Source organism: Leyella lascolaii (genome assembly GCF_900079775.1).
GTDB classification, from domain to species: Bacteria; Bacteroidota; Bacteroidia; order Bacteroidales; family Bacteroidaceae; genus Prevotella; species Prevotella lascolaii.
Genome location: NZ_LT556038.1, coordinates 193,389 through 220,055, shown reverse-complemented (window position 1 = coordinate 220,055; position 26,667 = coordinate 193,389). Strand labels below are relative to the sequence as shown.

At 51.7% G+C, this 26,667-nt stretch carries 17 protein-coding genes; 12 read left to right on the top strand and 5 right to left on the bottom strand.

Annotated elements, in window-relative coordinates:
* The first annotated feature begins 214 nt into the window (after positions 1-214).
* The 3 genes from BN4609_RS06750 to BN4609_RS06740 all read left to right on the top strand — a co-directional run bounded on the left by BN4609_RS06750 (position 215) and on the right by BN4609_RS06740 (position 2,793).
* Complete coding sequence (locus tag BN4609_RS06750; protein ID WP_068855798.1) at positions 215-1,282, top strand: glycerate kinase family protein; 1,068 nt, start codon at positions 215-217, stop codon at positions 1,280-1,282.
* The gene (locus BN4609_RS06745; protein ID WP_068855797.1) at positions 1,279-2,229 is read left to right on the top strand and encodes an alpha/beta hydrolase; all 951 of its coding nucleotides are present in this window, start codon (positions 1,279-1,281) and stop codon (positions 2,227-2,229) included. Before BN4609_RS06750 ends, BN4609_RS06745 begins: the two co-directional genes overlap by 4 nt.
* Before the next feature lie 147 nt (positions 2,230-2,376).
* Complete coding sequence (locus BN4609_RS06740) at positions 2,377-2,793, top strand: Hsp20/alpha crystallin family protein (protein ID WP_021992288.1); 417 nt, start codon at positions 2,377-2,379, stop codon at positions 2,791-2,793.
* Positions 2,794-4,156: 1,363 nt separating this feature from the next.
* On the opposite strand, the gene BN4609_RS06735 is transcribed toward BN4609_RS06740, so the two are convergent.
* Positions 4,157-5,266 carry a TlpA disulfide reductase family protein gene (locus BN4609_RS06735; RefSeq protein ID WP_068855796.1) on the bottom strand — a complete coding sequence of 370 codons (1,110 nt, stop codon included), beginning with the start codon at positions 5,264-5,266 and terminating at the stop codon, positions 4,157-4,159.
* Between the two features lie 149 nt (positions 5,267-5,415).
* Between BN4609_RS06735 and BN4609_RS06730 the strand changes: the two genes are divergently transcribed.
* From BN4609_RS06730 to BN4609_RS06705, 6 genes are all read left to right on the top strand, one after another.
* Positions 5,416-6,105, top strand: coding sequence for a queuosine precursor transporter (locus tag BN4609_RS06730; protein ID WP_068855795.1), 690 nt, complete (start codon positions 5,416-5,418; stop codon positions 6,103-6,105).
* Complete coding sequence (gene queF, locus BN4609_RS06725; RefSeq protein WP_021993915.1) at positions 6,102-6,599, top strand: preQ(1) synthase; 498 nt, start codon at positions 6,102-6,104, stop codon at positions 6,597-6,599. Before BN4609_RS06730 ends, queF begins: the two co-directional genes overlap by 4 nt.
* Before the next feature lie 66 nt (positions 6,600-6,665).
* Positions 6,666-8,681, top strand: a complete 2,016-nt coding sequence (locus tag BN4609_RS06720) for a patatin-like phospholipase family protein (RefSeq protein ID WP_438501684.1) — start codon at positions 6,666-6,668, stop codon at positions 8,679-8,681.
* Positions 8,682-8,854: 173 nt separating this feature from the next.
* Positions 8,855-10,630, top strand: coding sequence for a hydroxymethylglutaryl-CoA lyase-like TIM-barrel protein (locus BN4609_RS06715; RefSeq protein WP_068855793.1), 1,776 nt, complete (start codon positions 8,855-8,857; stop codon positions 10,628-10,630).
* Positions 10,631-10,640: 10 nt separating this feature from the next.
* Entirely contained in the window at positions 10,641-11,177 is a 537-nt protein-coding gene (locus BN4609_RS06710; RefSeq protein WP_068855792.1) for an HDIG domain-containing metalloprotein, read from the top strand.
* A gap of 59 nt (positions 11,178-11,236) precedes the next feature.
* Positions 11,237-14,071, top strand: coding sequence for a putative LPS assembly protein LptD (locus BN4609_RS06705; protein ID WP_068855791.1), 2,835 nt, complete (start codon positions 11,237-11,239; stop codon positions 14,069-14,071).
* A gap of 273 nt (positions 14,072-14,344) precedes the next feature.
* Here BN4609_RS06705 and BN4609_RS06700 read toward each other — a convergent pair whose 3' ends face one another.
* From BN4609_RS06700 to BN4609_RS06690, 3 genes are all read right to left on the bottom strand, one after another.
* On the bottom strand, positions 14,345-16,630 hold the full coding sequence (locus BN4609_RS06700; protein WP_068856352.1) for a cation:proton antiporter: 2,286 nt from the start codon (positions 16,628-16,630) through the stop codon (positions 14,345-14,347).
* A 94-nt stretch (positions 16,631-16,724) separates the two neighbouring features.
* Positions 16,725-17,948 (bottom strand): peptidase T, encoded by a 1,224-nt coding sequence (gene pepT / locus BN4609_RS06695; RefSeq protein WP_068855790.1) that lies wholly within the window; start codon positions 17,946-17,948, stop codon positions 16,725-16,727.
* An 826-nt stretch (positions 17,949-18,774) separates the two neighbouring features.
* Entirely contained in the window at positions 18,775-19,560 is a 786-nt protein-coding gene (locus tag BN4609_RS06690; RefSeq protein WP_068855789.1) for a Cof-type HAD-IIB family hydrolase, read from the bottom strand.
* Positions 19,561-19,717: 157 nt separating this feature from the next.
* Here BN4609_RS06690 and BN4609_RS06685 point away from each other — a divergent pair, with 157 nt between their 5' ends.
* From BN4609_RS06685 to BN4609_RS06675, 3 genes are all read left to right on the top strand, one after another.
* A complete protein-coding gene (locus BN4609_RS06685) occupies positions 19,718-21,931 on the top strand; it encodes an HRDC domain-containing protein (RefSeq protein WP_068855788.1) in 2,214 nt (737 codons plus the stop codon).
* 143 nt (positions 21,932-22,074) lie between these two features.
* The gene (locus BN4609_RS06680; RefSeq protein WP_068855787.1) at positions 22,075-22,407 is read left to right on the top strand and encodes a helix-turn-helix domain-containing protein; all 333 of its coding nucleotides are present in this window, start codon (positions 22,075-22,077) and stop codon (positions 22,405-22,407) included.
* Positions 22,408-23,082: 675 nt separating this feature from the next.
* Positions 23,083-24,516, top strand: coding sequence for a leucine-rich repeat domain-containing protein (locus BN4609_RS06675; RefSeq protein ID WP_068855786.1), 1,434 nt, complete (start codon positions 23,083-23,085; stop codon positions 24,514-24,516).
* 265 nt (positions 24,517-24,781) lie between these two features.
* Here BN4609_RS06675 and BN4609_RS06670 read toward each other — a convergent pair whose 3' ends face one another.
* Positions 24,782-26,524 carry a fibronectin type III domain-containing protein gene (locus BN4609_RS06670; protein WP_068855785.1) on the bottom strand — a complete coding sequence of 581 codons (1,743 nt, stop codon included), beginning with the start codon at positions 26,522-26,524 and terminating at the stop codon, positions 24,782-24,784.
* Positions 26,525-26,667 lie beyond the last annotated feature (143 nt).

The following is a 26,667-nucleotide window of genomic DNA, read 5'->3' as shown; positions in this document are numbered from 1 at the left end:
CGGCTGAGACATCTTAAGATGCCAGCCATACGATATACCGGGATGCATGCGTTCTGAACGCATGCATCCCATGTTTTTCACACCATGAAGCGTTATTTTGTCCGCCGCGTGCCTTTTTTATGCCTTTTTCACGCTAAAAGTCGCAATCAATACGTATCTTTGTCAGATACTTGTTTTATTGCATTGATATTTACATAAATATAATATTCATGATATGAAATATGTTCTTGCAATCGACTCTTTCAAAGGATGCCTGTCCTCATGCGAAGCCGGAGCGGCGGCGGAGGAGGCTCTCCGTGATGCCGTGCCGGACGTTGAGGTGTCGAGACTGACGGTGTCGGACGGCGGGGAAGGAATGCTCGATGCCGTAATGAGCGCGGCAGGAGGAAGCCGGCATGCGGTTTTGGTGCACGACGCGATGATGCGTCCCGTCACAGCCGGATATGTGACAGATGCCGGAGGCACTGCCTACATCGAGTCAGCCGCCTCATGCGGACTCACCCTGATAGAGCCTGAGCTGCGCAGTCCGGTGAGAGCCACGTCCTATGGAGTGGGCGAGCTTGTCGCCGATGCCGTGAGGCGCGGATGCCGCAACATTGTGGTGGGACTGGGCGGCAGTGCCGTCAGTGATGCCGGAACGGGTATGCTGCGCGCCCTAACAGACGCCTTTGCCGACGGAGGAACATTCGACAACGCGCTCCGCAGTGTTCTCGGACAGTGCCGGTTCACCATTGCCTGCGATGTGCGCAATCCGCTTTACGGTCCTGAAGGCGCAGCCTGTGTCTACGGACCGCAGAAAGGAGCTACGCCTGACGATGTGGACTTGCTCGACGGACGCGCCCGCCGGTTTGCCGGTTTTTCAGCCCGCCACTTCGGGTTCGACCGCTCGTGCGAGCCGGGTGCGGGTGCGGCAGGCGGACTCGGATATGCCTTCATGCAGTATCTCGGTGCTACGGTGCGCGGCGGAGCCGACCTTATGCTCGACATGGCAGGCTTCGACGGCATGCTCCATGACGCCACGTGCGTCATAACCGGTGAGGGGCGCGCCGACCGCCAGACACTCATGGGCAAGCTGCCCGGCAGTGTCCTGTCGCGTGCACGTGCGGCAGGCGTGCCCGTATGGCTCATAGCCGGAAGTGTGGCAGACGTCTCCTGTCTGCTCGAAGCCGGTTTTGCGCGGGTGGAGGCTGTGACGCCCGCTGACATGGACACGGCATATGCCATGCGCCCCGACACAGCTCGCGAGAACATAAAAGAAACAATCAAACGACTGACGATATGAAAAAGAAACTGTTATGGTCGGCTGTGATAGTGGCGTCAACGCTCTTCGCGGTCATGATAGGTTCGGGCTTCTACATGCTCGACTATGCCCTGTCCAACGCAGACAGGTCAAAAAAGAAAAGCTATGCATATGTAATGAAGAACTATCCCGAGACACTCCCATGGCTCGACAGCCTCAGACACAACGGCATACTGCGCGACACGTTCATCGTGATGCCCGACGGCGAGAGGGCACATGCCATCTTCGCGCGCTCCGACAGTGCTCGCGGACGCACCGCCGTTGTGGTTCACGGCTATAAGGACCGTTCCACCGGGATGCTCCACATAGCTTATATATATAATAAGGTGATGGGTTATAACATTCTGTTGCCCGACCTTCACGGTCACGGACTGAGCGACGGAGACGACATACAGATGGGATGGAAAGACCGGCTCGACGTGATGCACTGGATGGGTGTGGCTGAAAGGATGTTCCGGCAGGACGGATGCGAGTCGCGCATGGTGGTGCACGGAGTGTCAATGGGTGCCGCCACCACGATGAACATCGCCGGTGAGCGGACGCCCGGTTATGTGAAGTGCTTCGTGGAAGACTGCGGATACACCAGTGCGTGGGACGAGTTCGCACACGAGATGAAGAAGCGTTTCGACCTTCACGAGTTTCCTTTGCTGTATGTGTCGAGCATGCTTTGCAAGCTGAAGTACGGATGGAGCTTCGGTGAGGCGTCGCCGGTGAGACAGTTGAAGAACAGCCATAAGCCCATGCTATTCATACACGGAGGCAAGGACGACTTTGTGCCTACGGAGATGGTTTACCCGTGCTATGAGGCAAAACCGCAGCCCAAGTCGTTGTGGATAGCTCCGGGCAGCGCGCATGCCGTGTCCTACCGCGACCACAAGAAGGAGTACACCGGACGTGTGAAAGCTTTCGTGGAGAAGTGGAACAGATGACGCTGGTGTGACAGGATGGCACATCTGTACGACAATGTGTCATAAATCACCTCTTGGTACGTTAGTTGTATATATATGGGTGAAGCCTTTAAACAAAGGCATAACAAGAAAACAAACAACTAAAAAAATAATAAGGAGGTATTGATTATGATGCCAGTTTACAGAAATTCATGGTTACCAGAAGTGTTCAACGACTTGTTTGTCAACTCACCAAAGACCAACGCCACGGCTCCAGCCATCAACGTCAAGGAGACACAAGACAGCTACATAGTAGAGCTTGCCGCTCCGGGAATGCGCAAGGAAGACTTCATGGTTCACATAAACGATGAGGGTGACCTCACCATAAAGATGGAGAACAAGCGTGAGGAGCGCGAAGAGGACAAGAAGGCTCACTATCTGCGCCGCGAGTTCGCCTACTCTAAGTTCGAGCAGACTCTTATCCTTCCGGACGATGTAGACAAGGAGAAGATTAAGGCGGGAGTAGCCGACGGAGTGCTCACAGTGGAACTTCCCAAGATAAAGAAGGAGGAGCACAAAATCAGCAGACAGATTACAGTGGAGTAATCATATAAGAGTTATATTATAAAGGTTGGCAAAAAACATAATGTTATAGCGTTAAATGCTGTCCCCGGACGTCCGCGTCCGGGGATTTTTTTTGTTTTATGCCGGACAGGGAACGGCAGTATGGTGTATTGCGTGTGTTTTTCCAGTGTCATGTATTTGGGGCGTCAGCCAGTAGAGACGCAAGATTTTGCGTCTCCCGAGTAGAAAAACGCGGCAACGACAGGCATTTCATTGCCTCAATAAATGGCGCATCCTCCCCAGTAGAGACGCAAGATTTTGCGTCTCCCGAGCAAAAAACGCGGCAATGGCAGGTATTTCATCATCCCAATAAATGGCGCATTGTTGCTTGTGAGACGCAAGATTTTTCGTCTCTACTTAGGAAGTATGCGGTGTCGTCGGGTATTGTGCCGTGACGGAGTATCGTTGATGTGATGCTGTATGCAATAGTGTTATTCAGGTCATTATATTCCATACGAACCGCAATTATATCCACTCTGAATCATCATTATATCCACTCTGAGTTATAAATCCATTCTTTCTGATGTATAAATATACACTTTACGCAGTAAAAATTTTTGACAGAATAAAATTGCGAAACAGGGAAACGGACGTGTGTCGCAGCCTTAAAATATGAATGGAAAAAGCGGTGGTATCCGTTCTTTGCGGGTGTTTTGCAGGGTAGGGATGTGGATATTAATGAGGAAAACGGCTTTTATTGTTGTGCGGAACGGGCTTTGTTATGGTGCGGAACATGCTGTGTTATGTCACGAAACGTACCGTTTCGCGGTGCGGAAAAGCCCGTTCCGCGCCACAATGAAATCCTTTCCGATGAATAAAGACAGTCAATCGGCTGACTGTCAGATACTTGTATGAAACCGTCAAAACTGCCGTATTTGCCATCCATATCACTTCCGGCTGGAAATAAGCTGTTCTCAGCGGGTTGACAGGACATGATGTGTATGTTTATGCGACAGCCATTGCATAAACATGCGTTTTTGGCGGCTGTCGGTTCATTGACACTTAACGGTCATCCGGCTTCATCCGTGTCCCGTGCCGGTATCTGGCAGACGTGCTCCAGATTTTGCCTGAGATGTGGCGCGCCGCATACGACAAGGGCTCGAAACATGATGACGGCAGCGGTGAGAAATAGGTAGGGAAAGCCTGTGAATATGGTGAAAGGCAGTTATGGCGGACTGATGTCCGGTCCGTAATCCAGTCAGCGGTGTGTTCCGCGGAGTGTCATAATGCCGTGCTGATAACGGCTTCAGCTGGTCGCACGCTCTTACGCCTGTAATGAAAAACGCCTTGCCCGATGCTAAGACAGCATCTGGCAAGGCGTAGGCCTTCAGTCAGCCGACATGTGTCAGAAGCCGTAAATCTCCTTCAGTTTGTTGCCCAGCTGTTCGCCTCTGAGGTCGAGTCCCACAATCTTTCCCTGCGGGTCTACGAGCAGGCTCGACGGTATGGAGCGTATGTTGTAAGTCTTTGCCGCGATGGAGTTCCATCCCTGCAGGTCGGAGAGGTTGGTCCACGTCATGCCGAGGTCTGCCATTCCCTTCTTCCATGCGTCCTCCTTATTGTCGAACGAAAGTCCCACAATCTCGAAACCTTTGGGATGATACTTCTCATAGTTGGCTTTCACGTTGGGCATCTCCGCACGGCACGGTCCGCACCAGCTTGCCCAGAAGTCTATCAGGACATAGTTTCCCTTGCCGCAATATTCGCTCAGCTTGTGCGTCTTTCCGTCAGTTCCCTTCATCTCGAGGTCCTTGAACTGCGTTCCGATGATAGCCATCTTCTTCTCGAGCTCAGCCATGTATGCCTTCGCGTGTGCCGCCATTGGGTGTTTGGTGTAGGCATATTCCGGATTGAGCAGTTCTTTGAGCTCAGGCAGTTCACAGTCGTACACTATGTTGTTGATGAACGCCGCCGGGATGATGTTGTCGGTGTTCTCGCGCACTATCTGCTTTGTGAGTGCTGTTGACCGTTCCATTATAGGATTCAGGTATTTGTTTGTCAGCTCATCGGCGAGAGCCTTCAGCTCGGCTTCCGACTTGCCGCTCTTCTGCGCCTCGTTGAATTGCTCCACGTATTTTCTTGCCTCGCTGTTGATGGCATCGAGCTGGCGGTCGTATGCGTTGAGCTTGTTGTTGAGCTCAGAGCCTTTGAGCGTCATTGTGGCAAGGTCCGCGCTCAGCGGCTTTCCGTCGTTTATGAAGACGATGTAGCTTGACTTTCCTTTTCCTGCGATGCCGAGGAAGGCGTCCTTCTTGTCGGTTCCCTTTATCTCGAACGCTCCGTTTTTCGTCTCCGTACTGTCTTTCACGCCCTTCATGAGGTCTATTATGTATACCTTGGCGATGTCTGCCGGGCATGTGCCTTTTATGTCGTAGGCTGTGTCTCCGCCGCCTGTCTGTGCCATGAGCGGCATGCTGCATAGCGCGAGTGCGGCTGTGATGATGGTATTCTTCATAATGATTATAATTTAAAATAATAAAAATTAACCGGTCGCAAATATATATATTTTATTCCGTAATGCGGTAATTAATCAATTAAAAATATGTAACTTTGCCGTTGAATTTGTATTCAGAGTGCTTGACAAACCTCTTAAAAAACAAGAATATGGACATAAACAGGAAGACAGTGAGTGTGCTGTTCATGCTTTTCAGCACGCTCTTCTGCGTTTGTCTTATTACGGCAAACGTGCTTGAGACAAAGCAGATATCCTTCGGACCGGTAAACATCACAGGCGGCTTGCTCGTGTTTCCCGTGTCTTACATCATAAACGACTGCGTGTGTGAGGTGTGGGGATATGCCAAGGCGCGGCTGCTCATATGGCTGGGCTTTGCCATGAACTTCATGTTCGTGATGTTCGGCGCGCTTGCCGACGCCATTCCCGGCGCGCCCTACTGGGACAACGACGCCGGATTCCACGCCGTGTTCGGTCTTGCTCCGCGCATCGCGGCGGCTTCGTTCGTGGCGTTTCTTGTCGGTTCGTTCATCAACGCATACGTCATGAGCCGCATGAAGGTGGCTCACGGAGGGCGTCATTTCTCGCTGCGCGCGGTGCTCAGCACGGTGTTCGGTGAGACTGCCGACTCGCTGATATTCTTTCCGCTCGCCCTCTCCGGAGTGGTGCCGTTGGCTGAGATGCCGTCGCTCATCATCTCGCAGGTGGTGCTCAAGACGCTTTACGAGATAATGGTGCTGCCCGTCACGGTGAGGGTGGTGGGCATGACGAAGGCTCACGAGCACACCGATGTTTATGACGAAGGAATCAACTACAGTGTATGGAGGATATTCAACATATGAGCAACAACAGTGAAAACAGAAAGGACGAGGGACTGAAGTCTCTCGGAGCGAAGACAAGATATGCCGACGACTATGCGCCGGAAGTGCTGGAGACGTTTGCCAACAAGCACCCGGACAACGACTATTGGGTGAGGTTCAACTGCCCGGAGTTCACGTCGCTGTGCCCAATAACGGGTCAGCCCGACTTCGCCGAGATACGCATCGCCTACATACCCGGCGTGAGAATGGTGGAGAGCAAGAGTCTGAAGCTCTATCTCTTCAGCTTCCGCAATCACGGAGACTTCCATGAGGACTGCGTGAACATCATCATGAAAGACCTCATCAGACTCATGGATCCAAAATACATAGAGGTGACCGGACTGTTCACTCCGCGCGGAGGCATAAGCATCTATCCCTATGCCAACTACGGACGCAAGGGCACCAGATATGAGAGGCTTGCCGAACAGCGGCTTTTCATGCACGATATGGACGGATGGCATGCCGCCCATGTCTGAGGCAAGGCAATGATACATAACAGCTGACGTATGGTAAAGATATTCCGGAGATATGTTCTCATTGGCATGGCTGCGGTGATGCTGCTGTGCCAGGGCAGTGCGCTCGCTTCCGACGGCAGCCACCGCAAGAAGGTGGCTGTGGTGCTGTCGGGAGGCGGTGCCAAGGGCATGGCGCACATAGGTGCGCTGCGCGTGATAGAGAAAGCGGGCATACCGATAGACATCATCACCGGAACATCGATGGGAGCGATAGTGGGCGGACTCTACGCCATAGGCTACGACGCCCACAGGCTCGACTCTATGGTGAGCGTGCAGGACTGGTCGTTTCTGCTCACCGACAAGCTGGAGGCTCACAGTCCGCTGCTCGACAACCGCGAGAGGCAGAACACCTATTTCCTGTCGAAGACGTTCATGCTCGACAGAAACAGGATATCAACGAAGTCGGGCGGAATGATTGAGGGCAGGAATCTTGAGAAGCTGTTCGACAGACTCACCGCCGGCTATCACGATTCCATTGACTTCAACCGGCTGCCCATTCCTTTCGCGTGTGTGGCGACAGACATCGTGGACAATTCCGAATATGTGATGCGCGGCGGCGTGCTGTCTGAGGCGATGCGCTCGAGCATGGCTATACCGGGAGTGTTCTCGCCGGTGAGGAAAGACAGCATGGTGCTTGTGGACGGCGGACTGCGCAACAATTTCCCTGTCGACATAGCCAGACAGATGGGCGCGGACGTGGTGATAGGAGTAACGGTGCAGGAAGACCTGAAGGAGGCATACGACCTGAAGAGTACGTCGGACGTGCTGCTTCAGATTGTTAACATAAACTGTAAGAACAAGTATGACGAGAATCTGGCTATGACAGACGTGCCCGTATGTGTCAACACAAAAGGATACTCGTCAGCCAGCTTCACCGCCGCCGCCATCGACACGCTGATGAGACGGGGCGAGGAGGCGGCAATGAGACAGTGGGACAGGCTCATGGAGGTGAAGAAGGAAATAGGGATAGACAGCACATTCGTGCCCGGGAGACCAAGTCTCCATCCCGCAGCGATGCTTCCCGACACGTTGTCAGGCACACAGACTGTGAGACGGGAGGGGAGGCTCATGGCAGGACTGGGGGTGCGCTTCGACACCGAAGAGATTGTGGCACTGCAGATAAACGGTTCGCTTACGCCCTCCGGCTCACCTCTGACGACCGAACTCACGCTGCGGCTTGGCAAGCGCATAATGGGCCGTGCCGACTTTATCTACGACCCGATAAAGGCGGGACGCATGCGGCTGTCGTACATCTTCCGCCACGACGACCTCAACCTTTATTATAAAGGTGACCGCGATTTCAACATAACATACAACAGACACTCGGCAATACTGTCGCCTTTCAATTTCAACATACGCAACTTCAGTCTCGACATCGGCATGCGATGGGATTATTACGACTACACCACCATGCTGTCGAACGTCGAGAACGAGCAGGTGGAAACCGTGGTGGACGGAGGTCATTTCATATCTTATTATGCTGGAGTGAGATATAATTCCGAGAACAAATGGCATTTCCCCACACGCGGCTCACGCTTCAACGCCACCTACAGCTACAACACCGACAACTTCGTGGGTTATGGCGGCTCGCGCGGATACAGCATACTGAGCGCGTCATGGCGCACGGCTCTGCCTCTTACGAGACGCTTCACACTGCAGCCTATGCTGTACGGACGCATGCTCTTCGGAGGCACCATACCGCTTTGCAGTGCCAACATCATAGGCGGAGACAGATTCGGCAGTTATGTGGAACAGCAGATGCCGTTTGCCGGAATGGGGCATGCCGAGCATATAGACAACCAGTTCGTGGCGATGCAGCTGTCCGCATACCAGCGCATAGCCACCAATAACTATGTGCTGTTAAAGCTTGCCGCGGCGTGCATATCGCACAAACCGGCAGACCTGTTGCGCGAGCCTCTCACGGCGGGATGCCAGCTTGCCTATTATTACAACAGCATGTTCGGACCGCTCGGAGGCTCTCTGGGATGGTCCAACCGCACGCGAGGCGTTTATTTCTACATCAATCTGGGATTCGGATTCTGATGTGCCGCCGCCTTTTCTGGTGTCGGGAGCGCTCCTCCCGAGGGAATATGACATAATCGGAAAGTAGTCAAAATAAGTAAAAAAAGCGCATATGCTCGCTTATTTGGAATTTTTTGTCTATTTTTGCATGTTTGAAATAGAGAACGAAGTTAAAAATCAGAAACATACAAGATATGAAAAAGAAAATCCAGTTCAGTCTCTTATACCGGGACATGTGGCAGTCTTCCGGGAAGTTCCAGCCGCGTAAAGACCAGTTGGAGCGCATAGCTCCGGTAATCATCGATATGGGATGCTTTGCCCGTGTCGAGACAAACGGCGGTGCCTTCGAGCAGGTCAATCTTCTCGCAGGCGAGAATCCGAATGATGCAGTGAGGGCTTTCTGCAAGCCGTTCAATGAGGTCGGCATCAAGACTCACATGCTCGACCGCGGTCTGAACGCGCTTCGCATGTACACAGTACCTGACGATGTGCGCCAGCTTATGTATAAGGTGAAGCACGCGCAGGGTGTGGATATCACCCGCATATTCTGCGGACTGAACGACGTGAGAAACATTATCCCGAGCATCAAATGGGCAGCAGAGGCAGGCATGACGCCGCAGGCTACTCTCTGTATCACCAATTCTCCGGTTCACACTGTTGAATACTATTGCGACATAGCCGACAAGGTGATTGCCGCCGGAGCAAAGGAAGTGTGCCTGAAGGACATGGCTGGAATAGGACAGCCGGCGATGTTGGGACAGCTTACGAAGGCTATCAAGGACAAGCATCCTGATATCATCATCGAGTATCACGGCCATTCCGGACCGGGACTTTCAATGGCTTCCATCCTTGAAGTGTGCAAGAACGGTGCCGACATCATCGATACCGCTATGGAGCCGCTGTCATGGGGTAAGGTTCATCCGGACATCATCTCAGTCCAGAGCATGCTGAAGAACGAGGGATTCGACGTTCCTGAAATCAACATGAACGCTTACATGAAGGCCCGCTCGCTCACTCAGGAGTTCATAGACGAATGGCTCGGCTATTTCATCAACCCGCAGAACAAGGTCATGTCTTCACTTCTGCTCGGATGCGGACTGCCCGGCGGAATGATGGGAAGCATGATGGCGGATCTTGGAGGAATACGTTCCACCATCAACAACATACGTAAGAAGAAGGGCGAGGAGGAACTCTCTATGGACGATATGCTCGTCAAACTGTTCGATGAGGTGGCTTATGTATGGCCGCGCGTGGGATATCCGCCACTCGTGACACCGTTCTCACAGTATGTGAAGAACATCGCTCTCATGAACCTTCTTACTCTCGAGCAGGGCAAGGGACGCTTTGTCATGATGGACGACGCAATGTGGGGCATGATTCTCGGTAAGAGCGGAAAGATTCCCGGAACCATTGATCCGGAGCTGGTTGAGCTTGCCAAGGCGCAGGGACGTGAGTTTACGGACGCCGACCCGCACACGCTCATTCCTAACAACCTTGACGAATTCAAGAAGGAAATGGACGAGAACGGATGGGACTACGGCAAGGACGACGAGGAACTGTTCGAACTTGCGATGCATCCGGAGCAGTACCGCAACTACAAGAGCGGTCAGGCTAAGAAGAATTTCCTTGCAGACCTGCAGAAGGCAAAGGACGCCAAGCTCGGCAGCCAGCTCACTCCGGAACAGCTCTCGGCATTCAAGCATGCGAAGGCTGACGCCGTTGTGGCTCCTGTGAGAGGACAGGTGTTCTGGGAGTTCAACGGAGAAGGCGAGTGCGCACCGTCCGTAGAGCCTTACATAGGAAAGGAATATAAGGAGGGAGACGTGTTCTGCTACATCCAGGCTCCGTGGGGCGAATTCGTCGAAGTGCCTGCCGCTATGGGCGGAAAACTTGTGGAGATAGGCGCGAAACAGGGCTCGAAGATAAACAAGGGCGACGTGGTTGCCTATATCGAGCGTGCTCACGAGTAAAACATATTTCATGGATTGGAAAACCATAATAGACAAGTATTATCCCCGTGAAGGCAGACTCAGGGAAATACTTTTAACACATAGTCAATCTGTAACGCATCGTGCGTTACAGATTGTTTCTTTACATCCGGAGCTGAAGCTCGACCGCGACTTCATTGCCGAGGCGGCAATGCTGCACGACATAGGCATAATACGCTGTGACGCGCCTGACATCTGCTGCTTCGGAGACGAGCCTTACATCCGCCACGGCATACTCGGGGCAGCGATGCTCCGTGCGGAAGGCTTTCCGAGACACGCGAGGGTGTGTGAGCGTCACACCGGAGCGGGGTTGTCGTCAGAGGAGATATGCGCGCGCAACATGCCTCTTCCGCACACCGATTTCCTTCCCGAAACACTTGAGGAACAGGTGATATGCTATGCCGACAAGTTCTATTCCAAGTCGCATCTTGAGCGCGAGAAGACGATAGCACAGGCAGAGAAAAGCATCTCCGCATTCGGAGAGGCAGGACTTGCACGTTTCCGCCGTTGGGTGGAAATGTTCGAATAACGTTAAAATAACGAAATAACACGCATGTTCTTTATATATTACGTAACTTTGCAGGTTGAATGAGGACAAAGTCAATCATAGCCCTTCTGCTTTTTGCCATCATGTTTGTGATGGCAGATACGAATATACCAATCTTTCAGAACAGGAAGGAAAAGGCTCCGGTGGTAAGCGATTCGGTGGTGCAAAGCGATTCTATCATGCGTGATTCGTTGGGCAATGTCGTTGTGGATACCACCAGAATGGACTCGCTCGAACTTGCCATCTATCATCACAACAAGGCAATCGATGACTCGATAAGGCTCGACTCGCTCAACCGGCAGAAGTCTGAGGGCATCAACTCGCCCGTGCAGTACAGTGCCGATGATTCGCTTGTGTATGACGCGACGTCAAAAACGGCTTATCTGTACGGACAATCCAATGTCAAATACGAGAACATGGACCTCGCCAGCGAGAAGATTTACATGAATATCGACAGCAGTCTTGTGCATGCTACAGGTGTGCGCGATACGACTGATACGACCGGACTGAAGCTCACGGGAACACCGGTATTCACCATGGGAGCGGATTCTTACGAGAGCGACACTATGGCTTTCAACTTCAAGACGAAGAAAGGTCTTATAAGCAACGTGTACACTGAACAGCAGGACGGATTCCTTCGCAGCGAGCTGTCGAAGCGCAGTGCCAACGGTGATGTGTATCTTCAGCACGGCCGTTACACGACTTGCGATGCCCCGCATCCTGATTTCTACATCGCGTTGTCGCGTGCCAAGGTGCGTCCCGGGAAGGATGTGACGTTCGGACCAGCCTATCTTGTGGTGGCAGACGTACCGCTTCCGCTTGCCATACCTTACGGTTTCTTTCCTTTCACCAAGAGTTATTCGAGCGGATTCATCATGCCTACGTACGGAGATGAGAGCGACCGGGGATTCTATCTGCGCGATGGCGGCTATTATTTTGCCATGGGCGACAAGTGGGACCTTAAACTTCTGGGAGAGATTTACACCAAAGGCTCATGGGGAGTCTCTGCCGCGAGCAACTACAACAACCGCTACAAGTACAGCGGAAGCTTCTTTTTCAGCTATCAGGACACCCGTACGGGAGAAAAAGGAATGCCGGACTACGGACGGCAGGAGAGTTTCAAGATACAGTGGAACCACCGTCAGGACGCCAAGTCGAACCCTTTCAGCTCGCTCTCCGCGAGTGTCAACTTCGCCACATCGAGCTATGAGCGCAACAATCTCAGCAGTCTTTACAATCCGCAGACGCTCACCCAGTCTACCAGAACGTCGTCGGTGAGCTGGAGCACAACGTTCTCAAGCATCGGACTTTCTTTAAGTTCCACAGCCAACCTGTCGCAGAACATGGTCGACTCGACAATTGCCGTGACGCTGCCCGACCTGAACATATCGCTCAGCCGGTTCTATCCGTTCAAGCGCAAGAACGCCGTGGGCAAGGAACGATGGTATGAGAAGATATCGATGAGCTACACCGGACAGCTCTCCAACTCCATTAATACGAAGGAAGACATGATAATGAAGTCGAACCTTATAAAGGACTGGCGCAACGGCTTCAACCATTCAATACCCATCAGCGGCAATTTCACGCTGTTCAATTATCTCAATGTCACCCCGTCGTTCAGCTTCACCGACCGCATGTACACCAACAAGATAATGCGCTCATGGGACATGGAGCGACAGACAGAGGTGGCAGATACCACATACGGATTCTATAATGTGTATAACTGGAATCTCAGTGTCGGACTGTCAACGAAGCTTTACGGTTTCTGGGTTCCTAACCGCAAGATATTCGGAGACAAGATTCAGGCTATACGCCACGTCATCACTCCGTCGGTAAGTTTCAGTTATGCGCCGGACTTCGGAGCCTCGCGCTACGGTTATTGGGAAACCTATCAGAAGACCGATGCGGACGGAAATGTGTCGCTTGTGGAGTATTCACCGTTCAGCAACGGGCTCTACGGTGTGCCGGGAAAGGGTAAGACGGGAAGCGTCACGTTTGATGTCTCCAACAACATAGAGATGAAAATAAAGTCGGACAAGGACTCCACCGGCATGAAGAAGATAAGCATCATCGACGAGCTCGGCGCAAACCTGCGCTACAATATGGCGGCGAAGGTGCAGCCGTGGAGCGACCTTACCATGCGCATAAGGCTCAAATGGTGGAAAAACTACACCTTCAACATGACCGCCGTATTCGCCACATACGCCTATGAGCTCGACGCCAACGGCAGACCGTATGTTGGAAACCATACGGAGTGGAGCAAGGGGCGGTTCGGCCGTTTCCGCGGAACGTCACAGAACATATCGTTCACCCTCACACCGGAAAAGCTTAAGAAGTGGTTCGGCGGAGGCGATGACGAAGGTGACGAACAGGACGAGGAGAAAGAAGGAATAGACACCGACATTGAGAGCAACGTCGATGACGACATGATAGAAGGGCAGCGCGGGGCTAAAAAGAAATCGGGCGGCGGCAAGGCACTTACCGATGAGGACGGCTACATGAAGTTCTCCATGCCATGGTCGCTCACCTTCGGCTATGGTATAACAATGAGCGAGAACACAGCCGGAAAGTTCAACACCAAGAGCATGCGCTACCCTTACAAGTTCACGCAGACGCTCAACTGCAGCGGCAACATACGCATCAGCGACGGATGGAACATCAGTTTCTCCAGCGGTTACGACTTCGAGCGCAAGGACATATCAATGACAACAGCGTCGCTCCAGCGCGACCTCCACTGCTTCAACATGAGCTGTTCGGTGGTTCTTGCGCCTTACACGAGCTACAACTTCACGTTCCGCTGCAACGCCGCGACGCTCACCGACGCGCTCAAATACGACAAGCGCAGCGGTTACAGCAACGCAGTGCAGTGGTATTAACCCCAATCGGTCATTAGAACGCATATATTTGAATAATTTATTATTCCACATTCTCTCTGGTCTGCTTATGCGTTTCTGTCGGCGTCTTACTTACCGTTCCGTCCCGGCATAGCCCGCTTCGCCTCGTCGAAACGGCAAGCAATCCACTCGACATTAACGCATAATCAGACCGGAGTATAAAGACCGATTCGGAATTAAGGCACTACCTATAAATCATATGATGCAAAAAGCCCCACCTGAAGAGGTGAGGCTTTATTGTTATGGGGTTGGGGCTTATGGCTGCTGTTGTCTGTCTGCGACGGCGGTATGGTTCTGTTTGACCACTGCCTCGAGGTCGGGAGCCTCGCCTACAATCCAAACTATGTCATCGGGACGGAATCTATAGGATGCGTTCACAGCCGAAAGATTCTCCTTTCCTTCCTCTATTCCTACCACCATGCAGTTGTATTTGTCTCTTATGCCACTCTCTCCGAGCGTTCTGCCGCTGAATCTTCCGTTCTTGTCTATCACAATCTGCCTGAGGTGCATCTCCCTTTTTTCCACGTCAGGGTCAGCCTCCGCCACGTTGCCGCTCACCGCTTTGCTGAACGCTGTGAGCTGTTCGTCGCTTCCAATCACCTGCAGCCGGTCGCCGGGAAACACCTTGTCGTCTCCTCCAGGGATGTTTATGCGTCTGTGTCCGCGCAGGATGCTGCTCACGTGCACACCGTAAAGGTTGCTCAGTCCGAGCTCGCGCAGCGATTTGCCAGCCCATGCCGTGTCGGCTGGCACGTCGATGTCGCTTATGTGCACGTCCCTGTCGAGCAGTCTTCCCTCATACAGCGGCTTTCTCATTCCGAGCACCTGTGCCTCTATCTCGCGCGACCTGAGATTCTGCACGAACATCTTCTCCATCCTTATGCTACGCTTCTTCAGCCTTCTCGACACCACCATGAGCATCACCATTGCCGTTGCCAGGCTTATCATCAGGGCGTTGGTGAAGCGCGACAGATAGTTGCATATATAGAAAAGGAATGCTATCGCTATGACGGCTCTCACGATGATGGTGAATATGAGAGGAAACCTGTTCATGCGGTTCTCATGCCACAGAGCCACGAACTCCTTGCTGTGGTTCTTCTTCATTATCATAGCCCTGAGGAAAGGCGATATGACGAACACCGTCAGCAAGCCGCAGATGCCGTTCGCCCACCAGTGCATGCCGGGCATGACCTTTCTTATGAACGGCAGGAAAAACGTGAACATGAGCACTATGCACGCCGTGGACAGGATGGAATAGACAAGTGTGTTGAATGCCATCTGCGTGATGAGCCTCTTCCATTTGCTCTCCTGTGCTGGCGCGTTGTTCATGGATATGTTGTTGAGAGTGTTTATCAGGTTTTCAGGCAGATGGCGTTCCACGTAGCCATAGCACGGCACCGACAGCTTTATCATGTAAGGAGTGAGGAACGTGGTTATGACCGACACCGCCACAACCACAGGATACAGGAAGTGCCCTGTCACTCCGAGCGAGAGTCCAAGAGAGGCTATGATGAACGAGAACTCGCCTATCTGAGCCATGGAGAATCCGCAACGCATAGCCGACTTGAGCGACTGTCCGCCGAGCATGAACCCGAGTGTGCCGAAGACAGCCTGCCCAACGAGTATAGTTATGACGAGCACCACTATCGGGAGGGCATACTCCACGAGTATCGCGGGGTCGACAAGCATGCCCACCGACACGAAGAATATCGCGCCGAAGAGATCCTTCACCGGTGAGACAAGCCGTTCTATCTTGTCCGCCTCGATGGTCTCCGATATGATGGAACCCATCACGAACGCTCCGAAAGCGCTGCTGAAGCCCACCTTTGTGGACAGCACAGCCATCAGACAGCACAGCCCGAGCGACACGATGAGGAGCGTCTCGTCGTTGACGAGCCTGCGCACCGACCTCAGGAACAGCGGCACCAAGGCTATGCCCACCACAAACCAGAGGATGAGGAAGAACACTATCTTGGCTATGCTGCCCACCATCTGTTCTCCGTCGGCGCCGCTCCCGACGGCTATAGCCGACAGCATCACCATCATGACAATAGCCAGTATGTCCTCGAGAATGAGCACGCTCATCACCGAACCGGTGAATTTCTGCTGCCTTAGACCCATGTCGTTGAATGCCTTATATATTATTGTGGTGGAGCTCATTGCCAGCATTCCGCCGAGGAAGATGCAGTCCATGCGTTTCCATCCGAACGAGTGCCCCACGATGATGCCCAGCGTCATCATGCAGAAGATAATGGTGCACGTGGAGATGACGGGCGACGCGCCCATCTTCATTATCTTCTTGAACGAGAAGTCGAGCCCGAGTGAGAAGAGCAGGAACATCACTCCGATGTCCGCCCACGTGCCTACGCTCGAACTGTCGATGACCGACATGGTGTACGGCATGTGCGGACTGACGATGAATCCCGCCACCACATAGCCGAGCACGAGCGGCTGTCTGAGTTTCTTGAACAGTATTGTGACCGCGCCTGCCACTATAAGTATCAGCGCGAGGTCGGATATGAAATTAGGTGTCTCTGCCATTGTTGTTCCCTGATAAGTGTCTGTATATGCACCGGCGCATGGACAGTCGTAGCGGATGTCCATGCGCCGTGCCTTGTGTCTCTCATGCAGTGGCTCAGTCGTTATACTGTGCCGTGAGTTCGCATATCCTCACTATCACCTGCATGGCTTTCTCCATCACCTGTATGCTCACAAACTCATACGGACCGTGGAAGTTCACACCGCCTGCGAAGATGTTGGGGCAGGGCAGTCCCTTGAACGACAGCTGCGCGCCGTCGGTGCCTCCGCGTATCGGCTCCACCTTTGGCGGCACGCCGCAGTCCTGCATGGCTTTCAGCACGATGTCTATGACATGCATGTTGGGGTCTATCTTCTCCTTCATGTTGTAGTACTGGTCCTTCAGCTCTGCCGTCACCGTTCCGTTGCCGTACTTGTCGTTCATGCGCCTCACGCAGTCCTCGATGAAGTCCTTGCGGTCCTCAAAACGCTCGCGGTCGTGGTCGCGTATGATGTAATGTAGCGTAGCGTTCTCTATGTTTGCCTGTATGCCCAGAAGGTGGTAGAAGCCCTCATAAGCCTCTGTGGTCTCGGGAGTCTCGTCCTCCGGCAGCATCGACGCGAACTCCGCCGCCAGCCTGTTGGCGTTCACCATCTTGTCCTTCGCATAGCCCGGGTGCACGCTTATGCCCTTTATGTGTATCTTAGCCGACGCGGCGTTGAAGTTCTCGTACTCCAGGTTTCCGAGGTCTCCGCCGTCCATGGTGTATGCCCATTCGCATCCGAATTTCTCCACATCGAAGTGGTGGGCGCCCATTCCGATTTCCTCATCAGGGTTGAATCCCACACGGATGTCGCCGTGCTCTATCTCGTCATGGTCGCGCAGCCAGCACATGGCTTGCACTATCTCGGCTATTCCCGCCTTGTCGTCAGCCCCCAGCAGGGTGTAGCCGTCGGTCACGATGATGTCCTCGCCCTTATGCTGAAGCAGTTCCGGGAATTTCGCCGGTGAGGAAATGATGCCTTCAGACAGCACAATGTCTCCTCCGTCGTAGTTTCTTATGATACGCGGATTGACGTTCTTGCCGCTGCAGTCGGGGCTTGTGTCATAGTGTGAGATGAATCCTATTGTCGGTATATTCTTCTTGGAGTTCGATTTCAGAGTAGCGTAGATGTAGCCCTTCTCGTCCATCTCCACATCGCTGAAGCCTTCGTCCTCGAGTTCTTTTTTGAGATATTCGGCAAAAACAAGCTGTTTTGACGTACTTGGCACGCTGTCCGATTCTTCGCTCGACTGCGTGTCGAATCTGGTGTAGTTTAAAAATCGTTCGGTAATGTCCATTTTGTGTTATTGTCTAAAATATGTTTTTTCTTTATATAATGTAAGTTGTAGTCATGCGGTATGGGATAAGGTGGAACTCCGTTTATCCTCCATTCTGTCGCACATTCCTGTCTTTATCTTTCTTTTTGATTGTCCGGTGTGCGTGTTCAGCCTCTGTACGGGCATGCCGTACAAAGTGTGTTTGTATTTGCAAACTTACAAATTATCGTTGTAAAAAACGAAAAAAATGACGAAAAATAACGGTTGCCGGCTTCTCTTTGTCAGTATGTCGGGATGCGGCGGAAGTGCGTTTCCTGCATGTGGCAGGGCATGTCGCTTGTGAAGATGCGGATGCATAAATCGTGCCTTATTCTCCGGTGTAAACAATTATTAACGAAAACTCCGGTGCGGTTTAACACTTTCCGCATCCTTCCGGCATGTCGCAGCAGGTGTGAGTGCCCTGTTTTCTACCCCCATTCATGCCCTCCTGAACTGCCGGAACATGGTCTATGTATGGTTTTTAATGCTCGGAAAATTGCCGTTTCAGCCTTTTCAGCGTTGCCGGAAAGACTTTTTGGAGATGTGATAATGCCTCTTCTGTCATGCGGAAGAGCCCGTCCGGCACGACAGAACGGGCTCTTCCGCGAGACTGTTTCAGCCCCGGTGTGGCACGTTTTTGTGTTTTCCGCTGATTGTCAGTGTGTTGCGCGGCAGGTTGGAAAAATGCTTTTTTCGCGCCGCAATGCACCCGTGAGAAAACTTCAGGGTGTATCAGACGCTTTGGCAGGGGTGTCTTTTAACATTTGGTGGTGCCCGGTTTGCCCACTGTCCGTTTACACCGTCATTGTCAGGCGGTCACTCCGAAGTGCTCGAGAGCCTTGGCTATGCCGTCGTTGTCGATGTGGTCGGTGACGTAGTCAGCCACATCCTTCACGTTGTCGAGGGCGTTGCCCATGGCTATGCCCGTGCCGGCGCGTTTTATTATGGGTATGTCGTTGCCCCCGTCTCCGAAAGCCATCGTCTCCTCTATGCCTATGCCGGCAGCCTCCGCCACAGCCTCCAGTCCGCGGCTCTTGTCGGCAAGGCGTGACGTTATGTCGCAGAAGGCGGGATACCATCGTGTTGAGGCGCAGTCAGGGAGCTGATGCATGAGCGCGCTCTCCTGTTCGCGGGTGATGAACGGTGTTATCTGCAACACCGGACGTTGCAGTATTTCGTCGAGCGGCATAGCCATGTCGTCATATCTTATGTTAAGAATGTCGTACAGCACATGGTCTGTGTCGGGTGTCTTGTTGAGCATTGCCGTGCCCTCGTTGCACATCACCACGCACCCGGTGCGCTCGTTCCTTACAAACTCCAGCAGTCTGTCCGTGTCAGGGCGGGCTATAGGTGTGAGCCTTACAGTCCTGTCGCCGATGGTGCAGCATGCTCCGTTGGTGGTGATATATCCGTCTATAAGGTGGCTTATCGCTCCGAGGTTGTTGATGAACGGCATAGGCCGTCCGGTGGAGATGAATATCTTTATGCCTTTCTCTCTGGCGCGTGTGAGAGCCTTCACCGTTGACTGCGGTATGGCGTGTGTGGTGAAGCTCACGAGTGTTCCGTCTATATCGAAAAACAGTGCTTTTATCATGACTCTGTGAAATGTTGTTTACCTTTAAGCTGATGCAAAATTACTCATTTTCCGTATCATGCCCTACAGCGGCGCGTTATTTTTTGTTAGAGTGCCGATGGCAGGTTTTCAGCTATTTTGCGTAACTTTGTGCCTGTCTTAAAAAACACAGCACATCATGAACGAGGAAGCACAGCTGGCGTGGAACATAATAGAGACCACCGGTACGAGTCTTTTTCTCACCGGTAGGGCAGGGACGGGCAAGACCACCTTCCTGCGCAATCTGAAGGAGCATACATCGAAGTGCGCCGTCGTCGTGGCACCCACAGGCATAGCCGCCCTCAATGCTGGCGGAGTGACGATGCACTCGTTCTTCCAGCTGCCTTTTGCCCCTTACGTGCCCGGAGCCAAGTTCGGCACGCAGGGCTCTCAGGTGCGCATGAGCAAGGAGAAGAAACGTGTGATATGCGCCATCGACCTTCTTGTGATAGACGAGATAAGCATGGTGAGGGCGGATGTGCTCGACTCCGTGGACTACGTGCTGCGCCTCTGCCGTCGCGACAAGCGTCCCTTCGGAGGTGTGCAGCTGCTGATGATAGGCGACCTCGGGCAACTTGCACCCGTGGTGAAGGACGAGGAGTGGACCATCCTGCAGCAGTATTATTCCACGCCTTATTTCTTCAGCAGCAACGCTCTGGCACGTACGGAATATGCGGTGGTGGAACTGAACAAGGTGTACAGGCAGGCTGACCCGCAGTTTGTGGCTCTGCTCAACCGCGTGCGCGACAATACAGCCGACCAGAGCGTGCTCGACACTCTGAACAGCCGTTATATACCCGGATTCAATGCAGACAGCGTGGAGGGATGCATACGCCTGACAACACACAACGCCCAGGCGCAACGGGTGAACAACGCGAGGCTCGAAGCACTGCCGGGAAAGGCTTACACCTATGACGCCGAAATAGAGGGTGTGTTCCCCGACTATATGTATCCCACTGACGAACGGCTTACGCTGAAGGAGAAGGCGCAGGTGATGTTTGTCAAAAACGACTCTTCGCCAGAGAAACGCTACTATAACGGCATGATAGGCACCGTCTGCTCGATAGGCAGCAGGGGCTTCACCGTCAGACCTAAGGACGGCGGCGCGGAGATAGAGGTGGAGCCGGAAACATGGGAGAATACTCGCTACGAGCTTGACAACGACACGAAGGAGATAAGCGAGGTGGTGAACGGGGCGTTCCGTCAGTTCCCCGTGAAGACGGCTTGGGCGATAACCATACACAAGAGTCAGGGACTTACGTTCGACCATGCCGTGATAGACGCCTCCATGTCGTTCGCTCACGGGCAGACCTACGTGGCTCTCAGCCGTTGCCGGACGCTCGAAGGACTGGTGCTCAGCGCACCGCTCACTCGTGCCGCCATAATACGCGACGGGGCTGTGGACGGGTTTGTAAGTGACGCGCGCCGCAACATTCCCGACGCGCGCACGCTTGGCGGAATGCAGCGCAAGTATTATGTGGCTATGCTCGACGGACTGTTCGACTTCACTTCCGTCATCTCGCCGTTCTACTCCATGACACGCATCATGACCGAACACATGTCGCACCGCTATTCGCGCACGTCTACGGAGTTCAAGGCTCGCAGCGCGCGGCTCGTGTCGGAGGTGGCTGCCGTGTCAGACAAGTTCCATAAGCAGTATGTCAGGATGGTCATGACAACAGACGGCTTTGCCGAAGACTCCGCGCTTGCGGAGAGAATAAGAAAGGGCGCGTCATACTTTCTCAAACGGCTGACAGAAGTTGACGGCTTCGTCAGAAAACTCGATATTGTCACTGAAAACAAAGAACTCTCGCAGCGGATAGAAGAATATATGTCCGAGCTGAAGACATCGCTGGACAGCAAACGGCACCTGCTTGGCTTTGTCGTGGAAAACGGATTTGACGCCAACAGGTATATGCGGGAGAAGACGAGGATAGGTGCGGAGGGCGCGGAGCCTGACAGCCGCAAGTCTTCACGTACGGCTGAACGCCGGACAGGAAGCCGCTCCTCTGCCGGAAAGGCACCTGCCGTAAAAAGAAAGAAAGCCGCGGCTGACGTCCGGACGGCTTCTTCCGCCGCGTCAGGACACCGTTCCGCCAGCGACAGAGTGCTTGAGGCTCTCGTCGCATGGCGCAGAGAAAAAGCGTTGGAGACAAAGATGCCGGCTTACTGTATAATGCACACAAAATCGCTTGAAGCCATAGCCGACACCATGCCGAAATCGCCCGATGAGCTTGTGGGACTGTCGTCCATAGGACCGAAGAGAGCTGAGAAATACGGAGAAGAGATAATCAGTATCGTCGATTCGTTTCGCGCGACTCACACCGGCGGCAATGCCGAGGATGGGGAATAAGGGCAGACCGCGCAAGGAGAGAAGTGAAGGCTTATCCGGAAATAAGGAATCTTATACATAAATATGCAGGCAAGGACAGGACTTTTAACTTTCATGAACGTTTCAAATAGAAAAGAGTATTTTGCCGATAAAAACAAATAGGTATGGCTAAGATGAAATTTACACCAGCAGACGGGTTAATAGATGCTGTATGGGGAAAAGTCGGCACTCCGGAGCGTGACGCGATGGAAGCGCAGCTCAAAGAGGACATACAAGCCTACTTTGTCGGAGAGGCTATCAAAAAGGCACGGCTCAGACAGAATCTCACTCAAGAGGAATTAGGCGAAAGAGTCGGTGTGAAACGCTCCCAGATATGCAAGTTGGAGAACGGTAAAAGCTCTATAACCCTTTCAACGATGAGCCGTGTGTTTAAGGCATTAGGCATAACAACGGCTACGCTTGACTTGGGAATAGCAGGCAAGGTGGCTTTGTGGTAAAGGCATAATGCCGGGAGTATAAAAGGAGGACGTTTCCGCGTCCTCCTTTTATATTTGTATCGAGTTTTATGATGAGTGATATAGGAAAGATATTGTATCGCCATGGCATAGCTGAAACAAGCTTCGTCCTGCACATCTGGCTTAACTAAAACGTTCGATAAAGCAGAATACAATCTGGCTGACAGCAGTATGAAATAAGAATGGAAGTCTGATGATTCGGTTTAAGAAAAGTTAGAGCAACATGTGCCGATAACATGCACGATATAAGAAAATACAAAAAAGGACAGAAAATGTTTTGATATATGAAATAATATACATATATTTGGAACGGTTAATAATCTAAAACCATCAGCCTATGAAATAAAAAAGACTTTACAGTTCATTTCTTTGGAAGTCTGACAGGTGACGGAATTCCTTTAATCAATTAACTTTTCAGACAACCGTTTTTGTCTTGTACGGACTTAAACGAAATGTAAAACCAAAAACAGTAATCATGAAGAGAGTTTTATTTTTGACAGCATGTATGTTATGCAATGTTTCATTTTTGTTGACTCTCAGGTGAATATAATTGAAACATTACAGTGTAATGATTCTCAAAGTAAAATATGATTGACATGTGTCAGTAGGCATCCTGTCTCTTGACGCCTTATACTTACAACCATAATATATATAACAATGTGTAAAAAAACATTTATATTAACTTTGTTTCTGCTGCTGTTTGTTTCTTCCCGGCAGGTTTGCGGGCAGGAAAGTTTCTATGATGCCAAGGTCAGTGAATACGGACAGTTGGATGAGGCTTTGGGTGACAAATGGAATGGTATAGATTCTCTTATAGTGCATGGTCCGATGGACAGCCTTGACTTTAAGACCATAGTCCGTTGTGCAAAGGAAGGACGGGTGAGGGTTGTAAACCTGCAATATGCGCAAGTTAAAGGACACAGAATTCCTGACGAGGCTTTTTTTGATTGGGATATGTACGAAAATAAGAAGAAGTATATGCCGATACGCCGGGTCATCCTTCCGGATGACATTATGGAAATAGGATTATTTTCCTTTTTCGGGTTGGCATTACAACAAATCAATATGCCTGCTTCCTTAAAGAAATTATCGGACAGCAGTTTTGAAGACACGTGGATAGAATCAATCGTAATACCAGAGGGTGTTGCTGAAATACCCGTCAATTGCTTTAACTGGTGCAGACGTTTGAAGAAAGTGGTTCTGCCGTCCACGCTCAAAACCATTGCTGATCTTGCATTTTATGCTGCAGGAGTTGATGAGATGACCCTACCCGATGGTTTGGACAGCATAGGTACGGCTTCTCTTTATGCCACCAGTTTCAGCGAGATCATAGTGCCCAACAGTGTCAGTAAAATAGGTAGCGCGGCTTTTCATGGTAACGTGAACATGAAGCGAATAGTGTTTCCCGCAGGGATGACATCTATACCCAGCCGTGTCTGTTCCGGTTGCCCAAATCTGGAAGAAGCTCAGATTCCAAAGACCGTTAAAGAAATAGGATTGTATGCTTTTAGTGGCTGTCACAAATTGAAGAACATCTCGCTTCCTCCAAATTTGGAAAGGGTGGGCGCGGAGGCTTTCGAGGGTTGTCAATTAGACTCGCTTGTGTTCCCTGCCACGGTTAAATATCTTGGAGAATCGGCATTTGTCTCAGGAAGTATTCAGAAAATATATTCCTTGTCACCCGAACCTCCCGTTTGTGGTCATGTAGAGTCAGATCCGGAGCGTCACACGTTTTATGGCTCTATACGCCAAGACATACCCGTATATGTTCCTTACGGTTCGGCAAAGAAATACAGAAACGCCTTCGGATGGAGTTATTTTACCAATTACATTGAGACAGACCGTTTCCCGACAGGGATTGTATCTGCCCGGACAGACAATGCCGGCAGGTACAAGGTATATGGAAGAGACAGCCGGCTTGTTATAGAAGATTCAGGAGTACACTCGGTTTCTGTTCTTTACTCCATACATAGGATAGACGGGCGGTTGATTGGACGCGGTTCGCTCATAAAGACATACACTTCAGAGGTGTTGCCTCATGATGTTTATATTGTACGTGTGGGTGATGTCGTACGCAAAATCAAATTGTGATTTATAATTATGACGACACAACCGGGTCGTGAATTTTGCAAATCCGGATATGTCATTATACTTTATTATTGCCGTCTGCCAAAACTTTCAGACTGTAAAAAAATAAGGTTGAATCCTGGGCGAGGAATCCAACCTTATTTTTTTACTTCAAGAAAGTTTTGGCAGACGGCAATAAGATGAAATGGAAATATTGCCTGAATGACGACCTCCAAGTTCTTTTTATTAAACGATTGAGGTTCGATCAGTCCGACTTTTTTACGTCACATCACTTGAACACCTGCTTAGTGGTCTTGCCGTCCTTGCGCACTATGAATATTCCGTGTGCAGGAGTTGACACGCGCTCGCCTGTAAGTCTGAAGTATTCAGTGCGGTGATTAGACTCGCCGTTGTCGGTCTCGGGCTTGGCTATGCCGTCGGATGTATCGCCGTTCTTTATACTGATGTTGTCTATTATAACGTCTGTAGGCGAGCCGTTGTGGGCTATCGCGCTCCATTTAAACTTTATTTTCTTGCAGCCATCGGTGTTGGCTTTCAGTTTTATCTCGCGCCATTCGGGCTGGCTTCCGCTCAATCCGTCAGTGGTGAAGAGCTGTTCCCAGTCGCTGTCGTCGCGGCTCGCATACACGCGCAGTTCGTTGTCGGTACCTCCGTCCGGCACGTAATAGAGCCAGAAGCTGATGTCAATACCGGTCATGCCGTCCACGTCGATGTGCGGAGTAGACATGCTCTCCGTCTGTCCTTCGGGCGAAAAGCCGTAGAAGTCGCATTGTGCCATTCCGCGGTCTGTGTCCTGAGACACAATGGTGAGATCTTTGTCGGTGGGGAAGTAGTACATCAACGTTGTTTCCGGGAAGCTCCATGCCACGTATGTATAGTATTCGTCGTCTTGTGTTGTCTCTGTCTGCCAGCCTTTGTGGCTCATCGCTCCGTAAGCAAACGACTCTGTGAATGGCAGTGAGGCAGCCTTGCCTACGCTCACAGTGGCTGTGCTGGCAGCCTTGGTAGATTCGCCTGCCGCATTGACTGCGCTTATTTCGTAAGAGACAGACATTTCTTCTTCAACATCGGGCGTGTCTACATATTCCGTAGAAGTTATACCCTTTGCCACCACCTCTCTGGTGCCGTCTGAGTAGACACGCACGAGTGTGTATGTGGTGTGCTCCGGGTCGTAGTCGCCGCCGCGTCCTCCTGCTGCCGGTGCTTCCCATGTGATGCGCACACCTTCACCCTCCTGTGAGCAGGTCGCGTTTTGCGGGCTGCCGGGATAGTCAAGCCCTAAGTACACATTAGCCTCAGAGAAGCCGCCTTTGCCCTCGTTTCCCACGTATGCCATGGCGCGGAAGGTGTAAAGCTTGTCGCTCTCAAGATTGTCAAGCGTCCAGCTGTAGGTCTGTCCGGGCTTCACACCGTCTATCGTGTGTATGTCCGAATAGCTGAAGCTGCCGCTGTATTGCTGCACGTGTATGCTCAGAATGCTGCCGTCAAGAGACTCGCCCGTCTCGGCGGTGTCCGGAGCTACGGCTGTCATCTCCACCGCGTTAGGATTGCCCGGCACGGCTCTGGCTGTGAACGATTTCAGATAGCCAGGTGTGATGCCGGTGTATATCTGCAGATAAGCCTGCTGGCTTTGCAGGTCGTCCACATGTACGGTTATGCCGTACTCATACTGTCTGTCCGGCTCCACCGTGTTGTCAACAAACTCTATCACTTTTCCCGGTTCAGGATTCGTTATCCTGCCGAGTTCCTCATCGGACCATTCGGTGCCGGGGCGGTGGCGATGGATGGCTATATAAGATATGTAAGGAAGTTCCTGCTGCGTGTAGGTATCCCAGTCATACTCAGTCATCGTAGGTGCCTCGGCTGTGATGGTGACTGTATTCGACGTTGGGTCGTAGCTTCCATCCTGGTGGTTCACTCTCTCAGGATTGATTGTTATGCCCTGCCCGAAGGAGGGAATACTCATCGAAATGGCGACAAAAACTGTCGCAAGAGATGTAAAATTGTTCATATAATAAGTTTTGGTTATTTTAATGCAGTTGCAAATATAAACAGATATTCTGGCAAAATGAAGTTTTAAGACTATTATTTGTGACGTTTTGTATAATAAATAGAGATTATTGGAAATTGTTGCTAATCAATCCGTCTTTAAGA